At 65.0% G+C, this 17,828-nt stretch carries 21 protein-coding genes; 15 read left to right on the top strand and 6 right to left on the bottom strand.

Annotated features, from left to right (window positions below; translation table 11 throughout):
• The first annotated feature begins 16 nt into the window (after positions 1-16).
• Genes AACI_RS05035 through AACI_RS05050 form a run of 4 tightly spaced genes read left to right on the top strand, consistent with a single transcriptional unit; the run spans position 17 to position 2,705 of the window.
• A complete protein-coding gene (locus AACI_RS05035) occupies positions 17-1,126 on the top strand; it encodes a phospholipase D-like domain-containing protein (protein ID WP_245530711.1) in 1,110 nt (369 codons plus the stop codon).
• Positions 1,111-1,764, top strand: coding sequence for a phosphatase PAP2 family protein (locus tag AACI_RS05040; protein ID WP_012810394.1), 654 nt, complete (start codon positions 1,111-1,113; stop codon positions 1,762-1,764). Before AACI_RS05035 ends, AACI_RS05040 begins: the two co-directional genes overlap by 16 nt.
• Positions 1,765-1,808: 44 nt before the next feature.
• Entirely contained in the window at positions 1,809-2,198 is a 390-nt protein-coding gene (locus tag AACI_RS05045) for a cupredoxin domain-containing protein (RefSeq protein WP_012810395.1), read from the top strand.
• Between the two features lie 51 nt (positions 2,199-2,249).
• The gene (locus AACI_RS05050) at positions 2,250-2,705 is read left to right on the top strand and encodes an OsmC family protein (RefSeq protein WP_012810396.1); all 456 of its coding nucleotides are present in this window, start codon (positions 2,250-2,252) and stop codon (positions 2,703-2,705) included.
• Here AACI_RS05050 and AACI_RS05055 read toward each other — a convergent pair.
• The gene (locus tag AACI_RS05055; RefSeq protein WP_012810397.1) at positions 2,702-3,046 is read right to left on the bottom strand and encodes a histidine triad nucleotide-binding protein; all 345 of its coding nucleotides are present in this window, start codon (positions 3,044-3,046) and stop codon (positions 2,702-2,704) included. The two genes, AACI_RS05050 and AACI_RS05055, sit on opposite strands and share 4 nt — an antisense overlap.
• Positions 3,047-3,202: 156 nt before the next feature.
• Between AACI_RS05055 and AACI_RS05060 the strand changes: the two genes are divergently transcribed.
• Positions 3,203-4,132, top strand: a complete 930-nt coding sequence (locus tag AACI_RS05060) for an aminotransferase class IV (protein ID WP_012810398.1) — start codon at positions 3,203-3,205, stop codon at positions 4,130-4,132.
• Between the two features lie 27 nt (positions 4,133-4,159).
• On the top strand, positions 4,160-4,465 hold the full coding sequence (locus AACI_RS05065) for a MazG-like family protein (protein WP_008340557.1): 306 nt from the start codon (positions 4,160-4,162) through the stop codon (positions 4,463-4,465).
• A 26-nt stretch (positions 4,466-4,491) separates the two neighbouring features.
• Here the strand turns inward: AACI_RS05065 and AACI_RS05070 are convergent, their stop codons facing one another.
• On the bottom strand, positions 4,492-5,340 hold the full coding sequence (locus AACI_RS05070; protein ID WP_012810399.1) for a deoxyribonuclease IV: 849 nt from the start codon (positions 5,338-5,340) through the stop codon (positions 4,492-4,494).
• Positions 5,341-5,457: 117 nt separating this feature from the next.
• Between AACI_RS05070 and AACI_RS05075 the strand changes: the two genes are divergently transcribed.
• The 7 genes from AACI_RS05075 to AACI_RS05105 all read left to right on the top strand — a co-directional run bounded on the left by AACI_RS05075 (position 5,458) and on the right by AACI_RS05105 (position 12,991).
• A complete protein-coding gene (locus AACI_RS05075; RefSeq protein WP_245530712.1) occupies positions 5,458-6,762 on the top strand; it encodes an MFS transporter in 1,305 nt (434 codons plus the stop codon).
• A gap of 85 nt (positions 6,763-6,847) precedes the next feature.
• On the top strand, positions 6,848-8,143 hold the full coding sequence (yfmF, locus tag AACI_RS05080; protein WP_012810401.1) for an EF-P 5-aminopentanol modification-associated protein YfmF: 1,296 nt from the start codon (positions 6,848-6,850) through the stop codon (positions 8,141-8,143).
• Complete coding sequence (gene yfmH / locus AACI_RS05085) at positions 8,140-9,429, top strand: EF-P 5-aminopentanol modification-associated protein YfmH (RefSeq protein WP_012810402.1); 1,290 nt, start codon at positions 8,140-8,142, stop codon at positions 9,427-9,429. Before yfmF ends, yfmH begins: the two co-directional genes overlap by 4 nt.
• Before the next feature lie 55 nt (positions 9,430-9,484).
• Positions 9,485-10,423 (top strand): MBL fold metallo-hydrolase, encoded by a 939-nt coding sequence (locus tag AACI_RS05090; RefSeq protein WP_012810403.1) that lies wholly within the window; start codon positions 9,485-9,487, stop codon positions 10,421-10,423.
• 95 nt (positions 10,424-10,518) lie between these two features.
• Positions 10,519-11,592, top strand: a complete 1,074-nt coding sequence (gene thrC / locus AACI_RS05095) for a threonine synthase (protein ID WP_012810404.1) — start codon at positions 10,519-10,521, stop codon at positions 11,590-11,592.
• Positions 11,589-12,560: a homoserine kinase gene (thrB, locus tag AACI_RS05100; RefSeq protein ID WP_012810405.1), complete on the top strand. Its 972-nt coding sequence runs from the start codon at positions 11,589-11,591 to the stop codon at positions 12,558-12,560. The genes thrC and thrB overlap by 4 nt, the downstream gene beginning before the upstream one ends.
• Positions 12,561-12,580: 20 nt before the next feature.
• Positions 12,581-12,991 carry a hotdog fold thioesterase gene (locus tag AACI_RS05105; protein ID WP_218917117.1) on the top strand — a complete coding sequence of 137 codons (411 nt, stop codon included), beginning with the start codon at positions 12,581-12,583 and terminating at the stop codon, positions 12,989-12,991.
• 52 nt (positions 12,992-13,043) lie between these two features.
• On the opposite strand, the gene AACI_RS05110 is transcribed toward AACI_RS05105, so the two are convergent.
• From AACI_RS05110 to AACI_RS05120, 3 genes are read right to left on the bottom strand one after another with little or no spacing between them, the layout of a single operon-like run.
• Complete coding sequence (locus AACI_RS05110; protein ID WP_012810407.1) at positions 13,044-13,733, bottom strand: NUDIX hydrolase; 690 nt, start codon at positions 13,731-13,733, stop codon at positions 13,044-13,046.
• Positions 13,730-14,497 (bottom strand): type 1 glutamine amidotransferase, encoded by a 768-nt coding sequence (locus AACI_RS05115; protein WP_012810408.1) that lies wholly within the window; start codon positions 14,495-14,497, stop codon positions 13,730-13,732. The genes AACI_RS05110 and AACI_RS05115 overlap by 4 nt, the downstream gene beginning before the upstream one ends.
• Entirely contained in the window at positions 14,457-15,848 is a 1,392-nt protein-coding gene (locus AACI_RS05120) for a Mur ligase family protein (RefSeq protein WP_245530713.1), read from the bottom strand. The genes AACI_RS05115 and AACI_RS05120 overlap by 41 nt, the downstream gene beginning before the upstream one ends.
• Before the next feature lie 101 nt (positions 15,849-15,949).
• On the opposite strand from AACI_RS05120, the gene AACI_RS05125 reads away from it, so the two are divergent.
• Both AACI_RS05125 and thpR read left to right on the top strand, forming a co-directional pair.
• On the top strand, positions 15,950-16,324 hold the full coding sequence (locus AACI_RS05125; protein ID WP_245530714.1) for an arsenate reductase family protein: 375 nt from the start codon (positions 15,950-15,952) through the stop codon (positions 16,322-16,324).
• Positions 16,321-16,914 (top strand): RNA 2',3'-cyclic phosphodiesterase, encoded by a 594-nt coding sequence (gene thpR / locus AACI_RS05130; RefSeq protein ID WP_012810411.1) that lies wholly within the window; start codon positions 16,321-16,323, stop codon positions 16,912-16,914. Before AACI_RS05125 ends, thpR begins: the two co-directional genes overlap by 4 nt.
• On the opposite strand, the gene AACI_RS05135 is transcribed toward thpR, so the two are convergent.
• On the bottom strand, positions 16,850-17,827 hold the full coding sequence (locus AACI_RS05135; RefSeq protein ID WP_012810412.1) for an MBL fold metallo-hydrolase: 978 nt from the start codon (positions 17,825-17,827) through the stop codon (positions 16,850-16,852). The genes thpR and AACI_RS05135 overlap by 65 nt on opposite strands.
• Between the last annotated feature and the right edge of the window lies 1 nt (position 17,828).

The following is a 17,828-nucleotide window of genomic DNA, read 5'->3' on the forward strand; positions in this document are numbered from 1 at the left end:
AATTTTGAGACGCGAGGTGAACCTCTTGCACACATGCGCTCGATTTACCGCAGTTCGCACCATCCGCCGATGGCTCAGCCGCCACCTTCGCCTGTGGCGCACGCTCGCGTTCACATCCCTGGTCTCCGCCGCCCTCGCGGGATGTGGGCTGTGGCCCGTCCCAGCCGAGCAGGGAGAGAAAACGCCGGCTCCCGTGAAGATCTCGGACGGGCGGGAGCTTCTCTGGAGCGGCGACATCAAGCAGCAGGCGCTCGCGATGATCCGCGCAAGCCGTCATCGGCTCTACGTGGACATCTACGAGTGCTCCGATCCCGACCTGCTGCACGCCCTGCTTGCGGCGAGCCGCCGCGGCGTCGAGGTGCGCGTGGTGCTCGACGCCACCGAGAAGCACTCGATGGCCATCGCGCTGCCCACGCTCGCAAAAGCCGGCATCGACGTCGCACCTATCCGGATCAAGCAGGGGATCGATCACGTCAAGATGATCATCGCTGACGCCGACGTCCTCATTGGCGGGATGAATTTCGGCGCCGACAGCTGGGCCAATCACGATGCGTCGGTGGATTTGCCCGGACGCGCCGACATCTTTCTCCCGATGTTTATGTGGGACGCGGCGCGAGCTCACGGCGAGACGGCCGAGGCGCCGCAGGACCGATCTCCGCTGATCTCGGACCGGGATATTGGTCCGTGCGTTCTCCGCGCGATTCGAGGCGCGCGGCGCGAGATCGACATGGAGGCCTTCAATCTGACGGACGAGGACGTGGTGAACGCGCTGCGATGGGCCGTCGAGCGGGGCGTGTCGGTGAACGTCCTCGTGGATCCGTCCCAGTCTCGCAACCGCACCGCCGTGGAGGCGTTGCGCCAAGCGGGCGCTTTGGTACGATATTACCGTCCCTACGGGGGCGAATTGCTGCACGCCAAGATCTTGGACGTCGATCACGGCGCCGTCTTCATCATCGGGAGTGCCAATTTTACGCATCAGGCGTTCACGTACAATCACGAGGCGGATGTGGAACTCACGCGCGTCCCGGCGTTTGCCGAGGCTTTCGAGTCGGATCTGCATCATCAGATCGCGCGCGGGAGTTCTTACCCCATTCGCGAAAAGGTGGCATCATGGGACGAGTCCTGAAGATCTGGTCGCTCATCGAGCGCGCCGACTGGCGCGTCCTGCGCTGGTGCGAAGGGCGGTGGGGGCGCTTTCCCGCTTTTGACGCGGCCATGATGGCAGCGGCCCTCTACACGCCCCTCGTGATGCTGGCGCTCATCGCCATCGCCGCTTCGGGCTGGGCGGGGCAAGCCCATTCTGCGGAACCCGTATGGGCGGGGCAAGCCCATTCTGCGGAACCCGTATGGGCGGCGGCCTCAAGCGTGGCTGCGGCCGTGATCGTCCGCGTCGCACACGAGCCCATCAGCCGCGCGGCGCGACGGCCTCGCCCCTTCGAGGTGGAACCCATCCACGCGCTGGTCGAACATGAGCCAGGCGAATCGTTCCCCAGCAATCACGCGGCTGGTGGCTTCGCGCTTGCTGTAGGCGGATGGCATCTCGGCGCCGTCGCCTACGTGTTGCTGGCGCTCGCCATCTGGTTGGCGCTTGCGCGCATCTACTGTGGGCTTCACTATCCGAGCGACGTGATCGCCGGCGCGGCGAGCGGAGCGGTGGTAGGATACGCGTGCAGTTCCCTCCAATGGGCTTATCGCGAGCCGTTGCTGCACGCGCTGGCGGGCATGGATCCAAAAGGTCTATTAGGAATTAAATTCCTTCCTTGATGCAGACTACCCCTTGAACCATCGACAGGTGGAGGGAGTCTGGTATGCGCATTGTCCGACCGATTCGCGCTGTGGCCGTGGCCCTCTCGTCTCTCGCGGCGGCCGTCCTCATCCAGGCCTCGTGCGCCGTGGTGTCGGCCCGACCCATTCAGGTGACCCTGCGGGATGGTGGGATCGAACCGCGCGAGATCGACGTCACGCAGGGCGCCACGGTCGACATCGTCGTGCGCAACGCAGGCACGCAGATCCACAACTTCGTCGTGCCCGACTTTTACGTGTTCACGCAGAACTTGCAGCCAGGCGAAACGGTCAGGGTTTCGTTCGTGCCGGACAAGACGGGGAAGTTTCGCTACTACTCGGATCGGGACGGGATCCCTGAAGCAGGGATGCAGGGGACGATGAAGGTGGCGTCGCAGCCAGGAGCGGCGCACTGACGTGACGCCGGGCGAAATCGGCGCTACAATAGGCGGGAAGGGGGCGAGAGCATGGAGATGAAAGTGGTGGGCAAGTGGCTCGGACAGCGCCATTTCCAGGCTGACGGGCCATCCGGCAACACCATCTACATGGATGCCAAAAAGGAAGATGGCGGAACGGGACAAGGCAACCGCCCCATGGAACTCCTGCTGATGGGCGTCGTCGGGTGTACCGGCATCGACATCGCCATGATCATGGAAAAGATGCGAGTTCCGCTGCAGGGCCTCGAGATTGAAGCCGTGGGCGAGCGGCGCGAGGCGTATCCGCAGGCCTTCACCCGCATCCATCTGACGTACCACATGACGGGAGACGTCCCACCGGCCAAGGCCTGGCGCGCCATTCGCCTCAGTGAACAGAAGTACTGTTCGGCGATTGGTTCCTTAAAGGCTGAGGTGATCCCGCACCTCGTGCTCAATGGCCAGGAGGTGCCCCCGCTCGACGTGGTGGTGGACGGCCAGCCAGATTAACCTGGCGGCCATCCGAGTTGTCGCCCGCCTAGTAGATGGTAGTGAAGGTGGGGAACCGTCTGCTGGCCGTGACGGCCGATGTTGGCGACGAGGCGATACCCGTCCTCTGCGACCCCCGCATCCTCGGCGATGATCGGTATGACGCTGTGGAGATAGCCCAGCGTCTCGCGATCTTCCGGTTTGACAGCCTGCGCCGACTCGATGTGGCGCTTCGGAATGATGAGGATGTGCACGGGGGCCTGCGGGCGAATGTCGTGAAAGGCGAGGACGTGATCGTCCTCATACACTTTGTTGGCGGGAATGTCACCAGATACCAATTGGCAAAAGAGGCATGAGCTCACATCGTTCCCTCCTCGTTGGGCCTCATGACGATTATACAATGGAGCGCGAGGGCGTGCCCAATGGAACGCATCGCGTGGAGCGAAACGAGTTGGCCAGAACGACAGGGCCGCGAGCCGGCCTCGCTTGCCACGCTGACAAGAGAAGAGGGATGCCAGATGGCGGTGATCGGATATTTCAACGGGCGGTGGATCGATCCGGCCGAGGCGTGCGTGCCGCTCGACGAGCGCGGCCACCAATTTGGCGACGGCGTCTATGAGGTCATTCGGGCCTACGGCGGCCGGCCGTTCCTGCTCGACTGGCATGTGGAGCGGCTGTTTCAGAGCATGGAGGCGCTTCGCATCCGGCCGCCGTTTGATCCGGATGGGTGCAAGGATTTGATTCACGCGCTCATCGAGCGAAGTGGGGAATCGGAGGCGGCCATCTACCTGCAGGTGACGCGCGGATCGGCCGTGCGAAACCATCTGTTTCCCGAACCTTCGGTCGAGGCCAATGTTTCTGCGACGGTTCGGCCCGTGAAACCGGGCACCACGGAGGCGAGGCCCGGCCGGCTGCTCCTGCTCCCGGACGAGCGCTGGCTGAACCCGTGGATCAAGTCGCTCAACCTTTTGCCCAACGTCATGGCCAAGCAAACGGCGCTCGACGCCGGGGCGGACGAAGCGCTCCTCGTGCGGGACGGCTGCATGATCGAGGCCGCGAGCTCCAACGTGTGGTTCGTGGTGAACGGCGAACTCGTCACGGCCCCCGCGGACCGGTACATCTTGGCCGGCATCACGCGCCGGTTCGTCCTTGAGATGGCGCGCGATCTTGGCATCCCGGTCCGCGAAGAGAAGCTTCGGCGCGAGCGCCTGCCCGAGGTGGACGCCATCTTCCTGACCGGGACGATGACCGAGGTCTATCCCATCGCGTCCGTGGTCGAACACCCGGACATTCCTTGCACGTCCATCGCGGCAGAACGTCCGTCGGCCCGAAGCGTGGCTCCGGAACAAGTCCGCGAGGTGTGGACGGCGCGGGACCTCGGGCTTGTCGAGAGGCTTCGGGCGGCGTTTGTCGAACGGGTGCGCGCATGGGCAGGTGCCATCGCCTGACTCAACGCCGCGAAGGAGCGTGGAAGATTGCAGCGAAAGACGCTGTCTCTGCCCAAACTTGAACGGCTCACGCCGACGCTCGAGTCGACGATGCTCAAGATCACCGAGGAGGTCGGGGAACTCGCCCAGGCCATCGGCAAGTTCCGCGGCCTCTCGGGCGAAGAGACGCGCATGCCGGACGAGGAAGTCGTCCGCGCCATCGTGACCGAACTCCTCGACGTCGCGCAGACCGCGACGTCCATGATGTTTGTCATCGAAGATCTTTACGGGATCGACATCGAGCGAGAGGTCGAGCGCCATATCGAGAAGCTCCGCCGCAAGGGCTACCTGTGAGGCGACCTTGCGGCGGGGGCGTGCGCCTATGCGCGTTCGAGGAGTAAATCGATCTCCTCTTTGTATTTGCCTTCCGGCGTCTCGAGGATCTGCGGGATGCCCTTGAGCGCCGGATGGTGGACAATGCGCTTGAGCGCCTCCAGGCCAAGCGTCCCCTCGCCCACGTTGGCGTGCCGATCCTTGCGAGAGCCGAACGGATGCTTCGAGTCGTTGATGTGGACCACCTTCAGGCGATCCAGCCCGAGGACGCGATCGAACTCGGCCAAGAAGCCGTCGAAGTCGTTTACGACGTCGTAGCCATAGCTGTAGTTGTGGCACGTATCGATGCAGACGGCGAGCCGGTCCTCGTGCTTGACGCGGCTGATGATGTCGGCGATTTCCTCAAGGCTGTTGCCGACTTTCGATCCGTCCCCCGCCATGGTCTCCAGGCACAGCCACAGTGACTCGTCTCCCGTGAGGATCTCGTTCAGCGCGTCGGCAATTTGCCGGATGGCGAACGATTCTCCCTCGCCGACGTGGGAGCCGGGGTGCATCACGATGTAGCGGAAGCCCAGATACTCGACCCGCTCAATCTCCTCGCGCAATACATCCATGCCGTATTGTCGCGTCTCCGGCTTTGGGCTCGCCAGGTTGACGAGATACGACAGGTGCACCACGGGATCGTGAATGCCGTGTTCCCGCATCAAGGCCAGGCCCTCGTCGCGGTGAAACGTCTCAATGGGACGCGCCTTGCCGCCCCGATTGCTGCGGGTGTAAATCATGAACGTGTTGGCGCCGTATGAGATGGTCTCCTCCACGGCCGCCAAGAGCCCTGTCCCGGCGACCGAGACATTCGCGCCGAGCAGGATGCCCTCGTAACGAGCTTCTTCGCGCATACCTCAACCCCCGTCCTACGATCTTGACCTATCGTAACACACGAACTTGCAGCTGGCACGGGCCTGCCCATACATACCTTGCCCGGGATGCGACATACTAGGCTGGCAGCGAGGAGGATGGCCATGCACGCAAAGCCGTTTCGCTTGCCGGCCTTGGCCTGGTGGCTTCTCATCGTCGGCGCGCTGTTTCAGCTTTCCATCAGCCTGTCCAATACGTTCGTGAGCATTTTCCTCTTCAAAGTCGACCGATCGTTCTCCGCCATCGCCTGGTACCACCTGCTCGTCTTCGCCACGCTCCCCGTCACCTTCGTCCTGGCGGCGGCCGTCGCGCGGCGCACATCGACGGCCATGTCCCTGCGGATTGGCATCGCGCTCTACGCGCTCTTTTTCGCCGTCGCGCTGATGGTGGGCGAGGAAGCGGCGCACATGCCCGAGTTGCTCGGCGTGCTCACCGGCCTGGCAGAGGGCTTCTACTGGCTCGCGTTTGACGTATTGAGCGTGGAATACACGGACCGGGAGGGGCATGAGCCGTTCTTTGGCCTGTTCGGCGTGCTCACCTCCGTCGCGAACGTGATCGCCCCGCCCGTCGCGGGCGCCCTCATCAGCCGGGAGGACGCGTACTTCGGGGGGCTGACCGGATATCACGTGGTCTTCGGCATTTCGTTCGCCCTGTTTGTCGTCGCCACGCTCGTGAGCCTGCGTCTGAAGAGCGCGCGCCTGGCTGAGCTTCGGCTTCGGGAGGGATTTCGCTCCCTCGCGCAGGAGCCGTGGCGGCGGGTCGTCCTCGGGTCGGCCGCGTACGGCGTTCGGGAAGGCGTCTTCATGTTTCTGCTCGGCCTGTTGTTCTACATCGTCACGGGCAGCGAAATGAAGCTCGGCGAATTCCTTCTGGTGCAGGGCGCACTCTCGTTTCTCGCGTTTTACGCGGCCGGGCGCTGGTCGGGCCGTTTTCGCTGGCGGTTGTTCCTCGTGGGGGCCCTCGGCATTCTCGGCGCCAGCGTCGCGTTTCTCTGGCCCATCACGACGGTGACGCTCATCGTCTACGGCGTCCTGGCGGCGGCCGCGTTTCCGCTTTTTCTGGTCCCGCTGCAGGGCTACGTATTCGACGCCATGCACACGCTCGCCGACGACGACGTGCCCTCCATCACGCACATCGTCGTCAGGGAATGGCTGGAGAACGCCGGGCGCATCCTGGGCGTGCTCGCCTATTTCGTTGTGGGGTCGTTCGAGACGGTGCGCCACGTGGGCGGGTTCGGGTGGCTCGCGTTCGCGCTCGGCTTCATGCCGCTCGTGGCGGTCGGGCTCATTCGCCCGCTGGAGTCGAGGATTTTCGGGCCGAGATCGCGCCATCAGCGGTTTCGGCTCGGTGACAACGAGGAGAGCCACACGTCGGCGAAGCGGCGAGCGAGGCCGACGCCCTGACGCGGCGGACCAACTCGTCTGCCAATGGTCGCCAGCGCACGGGAAGCGATTATAATGGGGTTGATGAGTGCGAAGGAGTGATCGCGTGGAATCCTTTCAAACCCTGGACGCGGGCCGGTGCCAGGTGCACGCGCTGCCGCACCCTGCGTTTCGGACGAAGGAAATTTCGCTCAGGTTCCATCTGCGCATGGCGCGCGAGCGCGTCACGGAGGTCGCGATGCTTCCCGCCGTGTGGATGAACGGCACGCTGAGCCTCCCCAGCTATCGGCAGATTGCGCTTGCAACGGACGATCTCTACGGCACCCACGTGCGCGCGTCCATCAGCAAGCGCGGCGGCTATCACATCCTTGAGGTTGGCGCGAGCGTCCCGGACGTGCCGGGCGAGGACGAGGCGGCGCTCATCGAGCGAGCGCTCGATCTCGTCCTGTCGCTGGCGTTCGATCACGCCATCGGCGTGGGAGGCTTCTCCGAGGCGGCTGTGCAACGCGAGAAGGAATTGCACCGCAGGCGAATCCGCGCGGTCCGAGATGACAAGGCGGCGTATGCGCTGCAGCGATGCCATCAGATCGCCTGTCGCGGCACGCCGGCGGGGCTGCCGCGGCTTGGCTTTGAGGAAGACGTGGAGGCTCTCATGCCGGATCGACTGTACGAGGTCTACCAGCAGGTTCTCGCGCAGGCCGAGGTGCACGCGTATGCCGTGGGCCAGTTCCGCGACATGGCCGGCCTGGCGGCGCGCGTGGCGGATCGGCTGGCGAAGGCTCTGCCGGAGAAGCGCGCGATGCGCACGGAGACGGTGGCGCGCGACGTCGTACAGCCAGTGGAAGTGCGCGCGTTCGAAGAGGTCACCGAGGCCGAGGAGGCGCAGCAGACGCAGTTCGATCTCGCCTTTGCCTCCGGCGTCGGGTTCGGCGACGACGAGTACCCTGCGCTCGTCATGATGAACGGCGTGTTCGGGGGATTTGCGCATTCGAAGCTTTTCATGAGCATCCGCGAACGCCGTTCGCTCGCGTACAGCGTGTGGTCATTCGTCGACGCCGCGACGGGCTTGCTCACGGTGTACGCGGGCATCTCGGCCGACAAGCGAGACGAGGTCCGTCAAATCCTGGAGGAGGAGCTCGAGGCTCTGCGGCGCGGGGAAATTGCGGCGAGCGAGTGGCAGGAGACGCGCGCCACGCTGCGCAATCAGTATCAGCAGATGCTGGATCAGCCGGCGATGCTCATCGCCTGGCACCATCACGCGGTCATCGCGGGCAGTGAGCGGACCATCCCGGAGATGATCGAGTCCGTCGACCGGGTGCGCCCCGAGGACGCGGCGGAAGTCGCGGCGGCGCTTCGGCCGGTGTGCCTGTATGTCCTCGAGGGAAGGGGGAGCCGCGCATGAGCGACGCTCGGCACGTTTCACTTGAACTGCCGTTTGAAACGCGTACCTGGAGACTCCAAAACGGGCTCGTGGTCACGCTGATGCCGCGCCCAGCGCTTCACCAGACGTATGCGATGTTCGCGACTCGATACGGCTCGGTCGATCGCGCCTTTCGAACGGATGGCCAGGTGCACGAGATGCCCGACGGGATTGCGCACTTTTTGGAGCACAAGATGTTCGAGGACCCCGAGATGGACGTGTTCGCGCGTTTCGCTGCCCATGGGGCGTCGGTCGACGCCTACACCACCTTCGATCACACGGCGTACTACTTCTCGGGCACGGGCGAGATCGCCAAGCACGTGGGCACGCTGCTCGACTTCGTCCAGTCCATCCACCTGACGGACGAAAACGTGGAGAAGGAGAAGGGGATCATCGCGCAGGAGATTCATATGGTGAACGATCACCCGGATCGCAGGGCCTACATGGAACTCCTCAGGGCGATGTACCACGAGCATCCTGTGCGCATCGACATCGCCGGCACCGTCGAATCGGTGCGCGCCATCACGAAGGAGCAGCTGCTTCTCTGCTACGACACCTTTTACCACCCATCCAACATGGTGCTCGTCATCGCCGGTGGTTTTGACGCGGACGAGATCGCCCACGTCATTGAGGAGAACCAGGCGAAGAAGTCGTTCAAGGAGCCGCCCGCCATCGAGCGCCTTTATCCCGAAGAACCGCCGACGCCCGCGCGATCCCGCCATTGGATGCATTTCCCGGTGCAGCAGCCCCGCCTCCTCGTGGGCTGGAAGGAGGCGAACGGGGCCTTTGGGTCGAATTTGATCGAACAGGACACGGCGATGACGATTCTCTTGGACGCGCTGTTCGGACCGACGTCGGCGTTTTACCAGAGCCTACTGGACGAAGGGCTCGTCGACAAAGGCTTTTCGGCCAACTACCAGTTGTCGAACACGTTCGGGTACACCTTGGTCGGCGGCAACGCGCCGCATCCCGACGTGCTGGCCGAGCGGATTCAGTCGCATCTCGCGCGCGTGCGCGAGCGGGGCATCGACGAGGAGGCGTTTGAACGAGCGCGCAAAAAGATCATGGGCCGGGTGCTGATGAGCTTGGACCAGAACGCCTTTCTCGTCCGCAACTGGGTGACGTATTTCCTCCGCGGCGCGGAGGCGTTTGCCTTTGCCGACGTGATCGCCGTGCTCCAAACCATGACGCTCGAACGTGCGAACGCACGCTTCCAGGAACATCTGCGCGAGGACAACATGGTGGTGAGCGCGGTCGTGCCGTCCTGAGCGGCGCAAAGGATGAGGGCGTGTGTTCTTCAGGCGAAGAAGGAGTCGGACCTTCATGTGGATTTTGGCCATCATCGTGGTTGTGGCTGCGGGGGTTGTGCTGTTGTACGCGCTGTATCGGCGCATGACCGCGGACTGGCCGCGGCCGAAGAGGCGAATGCCTGAGCACAGGCCCAAGCCTGAAGCCTGGCGCGAGGAGGGGCTTTACCTCTCCTGGCTGGGGCACTCGACGGTGCTCATGCAGATGGATGGGGTCCGCATCCTGACGGATCCGGTTCTGTTTCCCCGCGTCGGGGTGCGGGCGTTCGGATGGACGTTTGGCCCCAGGCGCCACGTGGATTGCCCCATTCGGCCTGAAGCGTGTGGACCGGTCGATCTCGTCCTCCTGTCGCACGCCCACATGGATCACCTCGATCACGCGAGCCTTCGGCGCGTGGTGACGCGGCAGACGGTGGTCGTGACGCCGCGAGGTATCGGCTACCTCGCCCGGTGGCACCGCCCCAAGGCGGTGTACGAGTTAAGCCCGGGCGATTCGATTCAATTGGAGGACGGGACGGAAATCGCGGCCATCGAGGTCCGGCACTGGGGCAGCAGATATCCGTGGAACCGAAACATGGGCTATCAGGGCTACGTGGTCAGGCGGGGGCCGTGGTCGGTGTTTTTTGCAGGTGACACGGCTGCGACGGATCTCTCGGCGGTCAGGCGGTACGAGCCGCAGATCGCGTGCATGCCCATTGGCGCGTACGCACCTGCGCCGTTTGAGAACGCGCACTGCACACCGGAACAGGCTTGGGACATGTTTCTTCAGACGGGCGCTCAGGTCTTCGTTCCCATTCACCATGACACGTTTGTGCTTTCGCGCGAGCCCGTGGATGAGCCGCTTCAGCGGCTCATGGCTGTGGCCGACGGGGACAGGGTGTGGCCCATGCGGCATGGAGAGGTCTATTACGTGAAGTCACCGAAATCTATCGAGAAACCGAAGCGGCTCGATTGACGAACGCCCTGATTTGTCAGTACATTCGATCCCAGAGGTTCAGCAGGTGAGCCTGGCAAGGGCGGGCTCGCGCAGCGTCACAAAGGAGAATGGACATGGAACATGGCGTCCGCCCGGGGTGGCCGGGCATTCTGGAAGTGTACCGAAGTTTCCTTCCCATCACCGAGGGCACGCCGCGGCTCACGCTGCACGAGGGGAACACGCCGCTCGTCTACGCGGACAAGCTGAGCGAGCGGCTCGAGTGCCACGTGTACCTCAAGTTCGAAGGCGCGAATCCGACGGGATCGTTCAAAGACCGGGGCATGGTGGTTGCGGTCGCGAAGGCCAAGGAGGCGGGCAAGCGCGTCGTCATCTGCGCCAGCACGGGCAACACGTCCGCGTCGGCGGCCGCCTACGCAGCGCGCGCGGGGCTTGAGGCGGTCATCCTCATCCCGCACGGCTACGTCGCGCTCGGCAAACTGGCGCAGGCCGTACAGTACGGCGCACGCATTGTCGCGATTCGCGGCAATTTCGATCAGGCGCTCGCCATTGTGCGCGAGGTCGCGGATCCGCTCGGCATGGAAGTGGTGAATTCCATCAATCCGTATCGGCTCATGGGCCAGCAGACGGCTGCGTTCGAGATCTGCGACGCGCTTGGGCGCGCGCCAGACGCGCTCTACATCCCCGTGGGCAACGCGGGCAACATCTCGGCGTACTGGATGGGATTCACGCGCTATTACGAGGAGAAGCGCATCGATGCGCGCCCCAAGATGTTCGGCTTTGAGGCCGAGGGCGCGGCGGCTATCGTGCGGGGAGAACCCATCGCCCATCCCGAGACCTTTGCGACGGCCATTCGCATCGGCAACCCGGCGTCCTGGGACAAGGCGGTCCGGGCCGCACAGGAGTCCGGCGGCGCCATCGACTGCGTGACGGATGAGGCCATCGCCGAGGCGTACCGGCTCATCGCGCAGGAGGGCGTGTTCGCCGAGCCGGCTTCGGCGGCCAGCGTCGCAGGGCTGTTGAAGCGCCACCGCGAGGGCGGCGTGACCCGCGGTGAGACCGTGGTGTGCGTGTTGACGGGAAACGGCCTGAAGGATCCGGACAGCGCCATGCGCCTCGCCTCGCAGGAGGCCCTCGTGGTCGACGGCGATCCCGACGCGGTGCGGCGCGCGCTGGGTGGGCTATCATGAGCCCGGGTGACATGCGCCGCTCGGTTGCCGTCCGCGTGCCGGCGACCACGGCCAACCTCGGCCCCGGCTTCGACTGCCTGGGCATGGCGCTTCAACTGTACAACACCTTCACGCTGCGCCTCGGCGAGCCGTTCGCTGTCCGCGTGAGTGGAGAGGCGGCCGAGGTTCTCCCGAAGACCGAGGACAACGCAGTCATCCGCGCCATGGACCGCCTCTTCGCGGAGGCGGGACTCCACCGCGGTGCGTTGCCACCTTTTGCGCTCGAGGTGGACAATCAGATTCCGGTGTCGTCCGGGCTTGGCTCCAGTGCATCGGCGATTGTGGCGGGCCTCGTGCTCGCGAATGCGCTCCTCGAGGAGTATGCGCCGGATCGCAAGCTGAGCCGGGATCGCCTGCTCCGGCTCGCCACCGAGCTCGAGGGGCACCCGGACAACGTTGCGCCCGCGCTTCTTGGCGGCGGCGTGCTGGCGTTTCACGATCGCGCGGGCCTTCGCACGGCGGAAGTGCCCATTCCGCCGAATTTGCGCTTTGTTGCGGCGACGCCCGAATTCGCGCTGCCGACCGAGCTCGCGCGCCGCGTGCTGCCGAAAGCCTATCCCCGGGACGAGGCCGTGGAAAACGTCGCGCAGTGCGCCCGCCTGCTCCTGGCCCTGCTCAAGCCCGATCTCGACCTCCTCCGCGGAGGCATGCTGGATTACTTCCACGAGCCGTACCGCAAGCCGCTCGTGCCCGGAGCGGACGAGGTCGAGCGGGCGGCGATGGCCGCTGGCGCGTACGCCGTGACGTTGAGCGGCGCAGGGCCCACGCTGCTCGCTTGGTGCAAACCCGACGTGGCGCTTCGCGTGGCGGACGAGATGACGCTCGCATGGCGCAACGCGGGCACGCCTTGTCGCGCGCTCGTGCTGCGGCCGGTGCACGGCGAGACGCGCGCGCACTGGAAGTTGGAATCGACAGGAGACGAGGTGTGAAGATGGATATTCGAGAGACGTTGCCAAACACGCTCATGGCCCATCTGGGCATGCGGATTTTGGAAGCCACCAAGGACCGCGTGGTCATGACCATGCCGGTCGACAGCCGAACGCACCAGCCGATGGGGCTTCTGCACGGCGGCGCGAGCGTGGCACTCGCCGAGTCTGCGGCCAGCCTGGGCGGCGCTTTGAACGTGAGCGATCAGGGGAAGACCGTGGTGGGCATGGAGATCAACGCGAACCATCTTCGCTCGATGCGGGAGGGCGTGGTGAAGGCCATCGCCGAGCCCATCCACCGGGGATCCACGACGCAGGTGTGGCAGATCCGCATCGTGGACGAGCGGGATCGCCTCGTGTGCATCTCGCGCTGTACGCTCGCCGTCATCCAGAATCGCGGGCGCATGGAGCAGGTGACGCCGACGGAAAACTGAGCGTGTGTGGAGCGGGCGGCGCGGGCCCCTTCGGCCTTTGGCGCCGCCGCGCTTATGCCCGGGGGGCCGGGGGAGGGAGCGGCCCAATGCTCAGGGTGGACATGGCGATCTCGGCGTTCGGGCATGCCACGAGCGCCTTCAGCACGGCGATGGTGGGGCGCACCGCGGGCAGTTCACCGGATTGAATGCGCGTGAGCATGTCTCGCGCAGGCGTCCACAGCGCGGCGTCGAGCTCCGCGCCATGGAGGCGCGGCTCGCCGAGATGTTGGCCCACGCAGAGGAAGAACCGCGTGTCGAACCGCACGGGCTGGGTCGGCGGCGTGACGAAGCGGCCGATGCGCCGCAGAAGGCCGAGATCGAACGCGAGGCCGCGCGCGGAAAGCCACGCCGAGAGCGCATCTCCGCCTTTGCACAGGTCCGCCTGCTCGTCCGGCGCAAGCGGTGTGTCCATCTTTGTTCCCTCGCCGTCCCGCACGGCGAGCAGCCAGCCGATTTCTTCCGCCGTCTCTCGGAGCGCCGTCACGGCCAAGGCGGGATCGTCGTCATCCTCCGCGCACACCGGCCTGCCGAACGCGCGCTTGGCCATCTCGGCGTCGGACGGGTCCGCCGCGCCACCCGGGAAGGCCACGAAGCCGGGCAAAAACCGCATGGTCTTTGCGCGCCGAACCACAAGCACCTCGATGTCTTTATTCGCCCCGTCCCGGATGACCACGAGCGTGGCGGCCTTTCGAATGTCCGTCATCGCGACTCTGCCTCCGTTCTGAGCATGGGCGCCACGTCCTCCATTCGAAGTGAGACAAACGCGGTCCTGGCCTCCCGTTCCAGCCGGTCGTCCAGGGGCTCGAGATGGTCCGGCAGATGGGCGTAGGCCAAGGCGTCGCGCAGCACCGCGTCCGCCAGCGCCGGGTTTTTCGGCAGCAGCGGGCCGTGCACATACGTGCCCCAGATGTTCAGATGGCGCAAGCCCTCGTGGCCGCTCACCCCGTCGTTGCCGTGTCCGTGAAGGACGCGCCCCAGCGGCCGATGGCTGTGGCGCGTGCGCCCGCCATGATTCTCAAATCCGACGATCACGCCGGCCTCGTCGCTCCACACGGCGATGTTGCCGATGAGCCGCGGCGCATCGGGGCTCGCCTCGGTCACCATGTCCACGAGGGCGATGCCGGGCACCTTTTCGCCACTCGGAAGTTGATAGTATTCACCGAGAAGCTGATAGCCGCCGCAGATGGCCAGAACCGGCAGACCATCCTGCACGGCGCTCCGAAACGCCGGCGCGCACGCCCGCAGCTTTTCCGCCACAATCGCCTGCTCGCGGTCCGATCCGCCCCCCAGAAGCACCAGGTGATACCGCGAGAAGTCCGGGGTCTCGCTGTGCGTCACGCGGACCACCTCGACCTCGTAGCCGCGCCACTCGAGGCGCCGCCGCAAAACGGCGATGTTGCCGCGATCGGCATAGAGATTCAACAGATCAGGATACAGATGTGCGATACAGAGCGCCTTGCGGCTCATGCTCATCCCTTCTTTCCGAAAGCCAGCGGGCCGCGGGGTGCAAAAGCGTGTAGGTTACGAGCGCGTGCATGGCGGCGCCGGTGGCGGAACTCTGGGAGAGCCCCTCTTGCAGCGCAGCCTCCAGGTCGGGCTCGACGCGGATCCTGGATTCCGGAAGGCCCGCGTATTTCAGCCGGAGCGCCATGTCGTGCGCGCGAAAACCTGTCGTCACCACGGCCGTCAGCCGGGGGTCCTCCGCGAGCAGTTCGAAGTCGGCGTCCCAAAGCCAGGACACGTCTCGCCCGTCGGCCGCGAGGTCGTTCACCCCAATGACGACCACCTTATCCCTTCCATCCGACACCACGGTATCGAGAACGCTGTCGCAGCCCGTGGGATTCTTGATCAGGTGAAGGGTCACAGGCGCCTCGAGGTCGAAGCGCTGCATGCGCCCCTCCGGCGGGCGGTACGCGCGAAGCCCTCCGTGGATAGCGGCGCTCGTGAGCCCAAGCGCGCGCGCCGCAGAGGCGGCAGCGAGGACGTTGTACGCGTTGTACAGGCCCGAGACGGGGAGATCGAGCAGGAGGTCCGGCAGCCCTTCTTCGGTGAAGCGCAGGAACCCTCCCTGGAGTTCGCCCTGAAACACGGGGTGTGGGCGAACAAAGTCGCAGCCCTCGCACCGATACAGGCCGAGCTGACCGTACCAGAACCCGTCGTATCGAAGCGGCCGTCCGCACATCAGGCAGAACTGTCCGTCGCGCATCTGCTCGCGCCGGGGCGATCTCGCCGTGTCCCGAGCCATGCCGTAGTAGATCACCTTACGCGAGGAGCGAAGGCCGAGGTACCGGCAGAGCGGATCGTCCCCGTTCAGGACGAGCGTCGCCTGCGTCTTTCGGATGCCTTCCAAGAGCTTCGCCAACGTGCCATCCAACTCACCGTATCGGTCCAACTGATCGCGAAACACGTTCGTCACGACGATGACGCCAATCGGCAGGTCCGGCGCGACGGCGGGCAGCGTCGCCTCGTCGATCTCCAAGACCGCCGTGCTCGCGGGGAGCCTGCCCGTCCACGAACAGGACCGCAAAAACGCCGTGGCAATGCCTTGGGCGAGGTTCGCCCCTTTGTGGTTGGTCACCACAGGTTCGCGCTCGGCGACCATGCTCGCCAGGAGGGAGGTCGTGGTCGTCTTTCCGTTGGTGCCGGTGACCGCGATGACCCGCTTCACCTGTCCCCCGAAGCGCCGGATGAGGCCGGGGGAGATTCTGAGCGCCACTTTACCCGGCAAACTGGTGGCGTCTCTGCCGCGCAGCCTGAGCACCCACAGGATGAACTTGCCGATCCAGATGCCGAGCATGAGGGCATGCATCCTTTCCATGTCGCAGATAGGAGTCCGCACAGGGCCGTTGCGCCCAACGGTTTTCTCCCGTGGATTATACTATATTTCGATCGCCCGGGCCTGCCGCCCGAAGAAGGAGGATGCGCAGCTTGTACCATCTGTACGGTTATCGGCGCTGCTCGACATGCCGCAACGCGCAGGCGTTCCTGGAGCGCTTGGGCGCCGACGTGTCGTTTCACGACATCGTCGAACATCCGCCCGACGTTTCCACCCTGCGCACGTGGCTCGAGGCTGTGCGCGGCGACATCCAGTCGCTCGTCAACACCCGCGGAGAGGTGTATCGCAGGCGGGGACTGAAAGAGGTCTCGTGGCCGGTGGACACGTGGCTCGAAGAGATGCATCGAGACGGGAAGCTCATCCGTCGCCCCGTGCTCGTGACGCCTTCCGGGCGCGTCATCGTGGGCTTCGACGAGTCCGCCTACCGCGACGCCGTGACCGAGGAGCAGGCGCCATGAAACGACGCCTGTTCTTCGGGCTCGAACTTCCCGACGCTTGGAAGGACGAGATCGCGAAGCGGTGTGAGTCCATTCGACAGCAGGGTCAGGTCGTCGCGCGCAATTGGTCGCGCAAAGATCTGTATCACCTGACCGTGCTGTTTCTCGGCGCCGTCGATCCGGCCGACCTCGAGCGTGCCTTCTTGGCGGGAGAGCGAGCCGCCGGCGCGCAGGCGCCGTTCCGGCTCACCACCGGCTCGTTCGGCAGGTTCCATCAGAGCCGCGTCTTCTGGCTCGGGCTCGACGAGGCCGAATCCGATCTCGCCGAGCTCACCGCACTCCACCGTTGCGTGCGAATCGCCGTCAACGCGGCACTGCCGAGTGTGCAGATCGAAGATCGGCCTTATCGGCCTCATATCACGCTCGCCCGTGAGCTTCGCCAGTTTTCAGAGCCCGAACTCGTCGCGCCGAGGCCCTTGAGCCACGTGTTCACGGAGTTGTGTCTCTTCGAGTCCACTCGAAACGGCGGTCAACTCGCCTATCCTGTCATCCGGCGCTTCCCATTTTCCGGCGCCTCCGCGACTCATACGCCAGAAGGCCCAGCGCGTTGAGCATGAGATCCAGGTGGATGGCCTGCGGTCGAAAGGCCGTCGGATCGAGCCCGAGTTCGCGCAGCCGTTCCCGGACGATCTCGGCCTGCGCTTGTTCGAGCGCTTCCGGAGACGGATGATCGTCGAAGGTCCTCTCGATCAGTTCGCGGAACCGATCCGCGTAGTACACCGTTTCCGTCAGGGCCTCCTCCTTTGGCGAGGGGCCGAAGTGCGCCTGATACACCGTCTCCATCGGCAGCTTGGCAAACATCTCGCACGTCCGGTGGACGGCCTCGGGATCAAAATCCACCGGTGAGGTGGAGGGCATCACGAACTCGTAGGGAAAGCCTGTGAACCCCTTGACGAACCTGAGGCCCGCGCTGTCGCCTGTGAAAATGCCGTTGGAGACGGGATCCGCAATGGCGAAGTGATGGCTCGCGTGTCCGGGCGCGTCGAGGAACAGGAGGCGCCGCTCTCCAATCACGAGCTCGCTCTCGTGGGGCATCTCTTGGACCTGTTCGGCCGGGACGGGTTCGAGAGGCCCGAAGAGTTGGTCGAGCCGCTCCCCGTACACCTCGCGCGCGCCCTGGTAGAGACGGGACGGATCGATCATATGCCGTGCGCCGCGCGGGTGAACGAGCAGCTTGGCCTGCGGCGCCAGCTTCATGAATTGGCCCGCGCCGCCAGCGTGATCGAGGTGGATGTGCGTCACGGCGACGTAGGCGATATCCGTTGGCGCGAGACCCAAGGCGCGGAGTCCTGCCAGGAGAGCGTCGTGAGAGCGGGCGGAACCGGTTTCAATGAGCAGAGGCTCGCGATCGCGCACGAGATAGGCGCACGTGCGGTAGCGCACGCCAAGTTCCATCAGGTCAATGAGAAATATCCCGCGCGCGATCTCGACGGGCTGTGGGTACGATGCGTGCTGTCCTTCCATC

Origin of the sequence: Alicyclobacillus acidocaldarius subsp. acidocaldarius DSM 446 (genome assembly GCF_000024285.1) — a bacterium.
In the GTDB taxonomy this organism is placed as follows: Bacteria; Bacillota; Bacilli; order Alicyclobacillales; family Alicyclobacillaceae; genus Alicyclobacillus; species Alicyclobacillus acidocaldarius.

What these genes read in the sequence shown, in the direction of transcription:
- AACI_RS05040 (WP_012810394.1), top strand. Translation starts at nt 1,111, where the DNA reads ATGGGACGAGTCCTGAAGATCTGGTCGCTCATCGAGCGCGCCGACTGG.
- AACI_RS05045 (WP_012810395.1), top strand. Translation starts at nt 1,809, where the DNA reads ATGCGCATTGTCCGACCGATTCGCGCTGTGGCCGTGGCCCTCTCGTCT.
- AACI_RS05050 (WP_012810396.1), top strand. Translation starts at nt 2,250, where the DNA reads ATGGAGATGAAAGTGGTGGGCAAGTGGCTCGGACAGCGCCATTTCCAG.
- AACI_RS05060 (WP_012810398.1), top strand. Translation starts at nt 3,203, where the DNA reads ATGGCGGTGATCGGATATTTCAACGGGCGGTGGATCGATCCGGCCGAG.
- AACI_RS05070 (WP_012810399.1), bottom strand. Translation starts at nt 5,340, where the DNA reads ATGCGCGAAGAAGCTCGTTACGAGGGCATCCTGCTCGGCGCGAATGTC.
- AACI_RS05075 (WP_245530712.1), top strand. Translation starts at nt 5,458, where the DNA reads ATGGCCATGCACGCAAAGCCGTTTCGCTTGCCGGCCTTGGCCTGGTGG.
- yfmH (WP_012810402.1), top strand. Translation starts at nt 8,140, where the DNA reads ATGAGCGACGCTCGGCACGTTTCACTTGAACTGCCGTTTGAAACGCGT.
- AACI_RS05090 (WP_012810403.1), top strand. Translation starts at nt 9,485, where the DNA reads ATGTGGATTTTGGCCATCATCGTGGTTGTGGCTGCGGGGGTTGTGCTG.
- thrC (WP_012810404.1), top strand. Translation starts at nt 10,519, where the DNA reads ATGGAACATGGCGTCCGCCCGGGGTGGCCGGGCATTCTGGAAGTGTAC.
- thrB (WP_012810405.1), top strand. Translation starts at nt 11,589, where the DNA reads ATGAGCCCGGGTGACATGCGCCGCTCGGTTGCCGTCCGCGTGCCGGCG.
- AACI_RS05110 (WP_012810407.1), bottom strand. Translation starts at nt 13,733, where the DNA reads ATGACGGACATTCGAAAGGCCGCCACGCTCGTGGTCATCCGGGACGGG.
- AACI_RS05115 (WP_012810408.1), bottom strand. Translation starts at nt 14,497, where the DNA reads ATGAGCCGCAAGGCGCTCTGTATCGCACATCTGTATCCTGATCTGTTG.
- AACI_RS05120 (WP_245530713.1), bottom strand. Translation starts at nt 15,848, where the DNA reads ATGGAAAGGATGCATGCCCTCATGCTCGGCATCTGGATCGGCAAGTTC.
- AACI_RS05125 (WP_245530714.1), top strand. Translation starts at nt 15,950, where the DNA reads ATGCGCAGCTTGTACCATCTGTACGGTTATCGGCGCTGCTCGACATGC.
- thpR (WP_012810411.1), top strand. Translation starts at nt 16,321, where the DNA reads ATGAAACGACGCCTGTTCTTCGGGCTCGAACTTCCCGACGCTTGGAAG.
- AACI_RS05135 (WP_012810412.1), bottom strand. Translation starts at nt 17,827, where the DNA reads ATGGAAGGACAGCACGCATCGTACCCACAGCCCGTCGAGATCGCGCGC.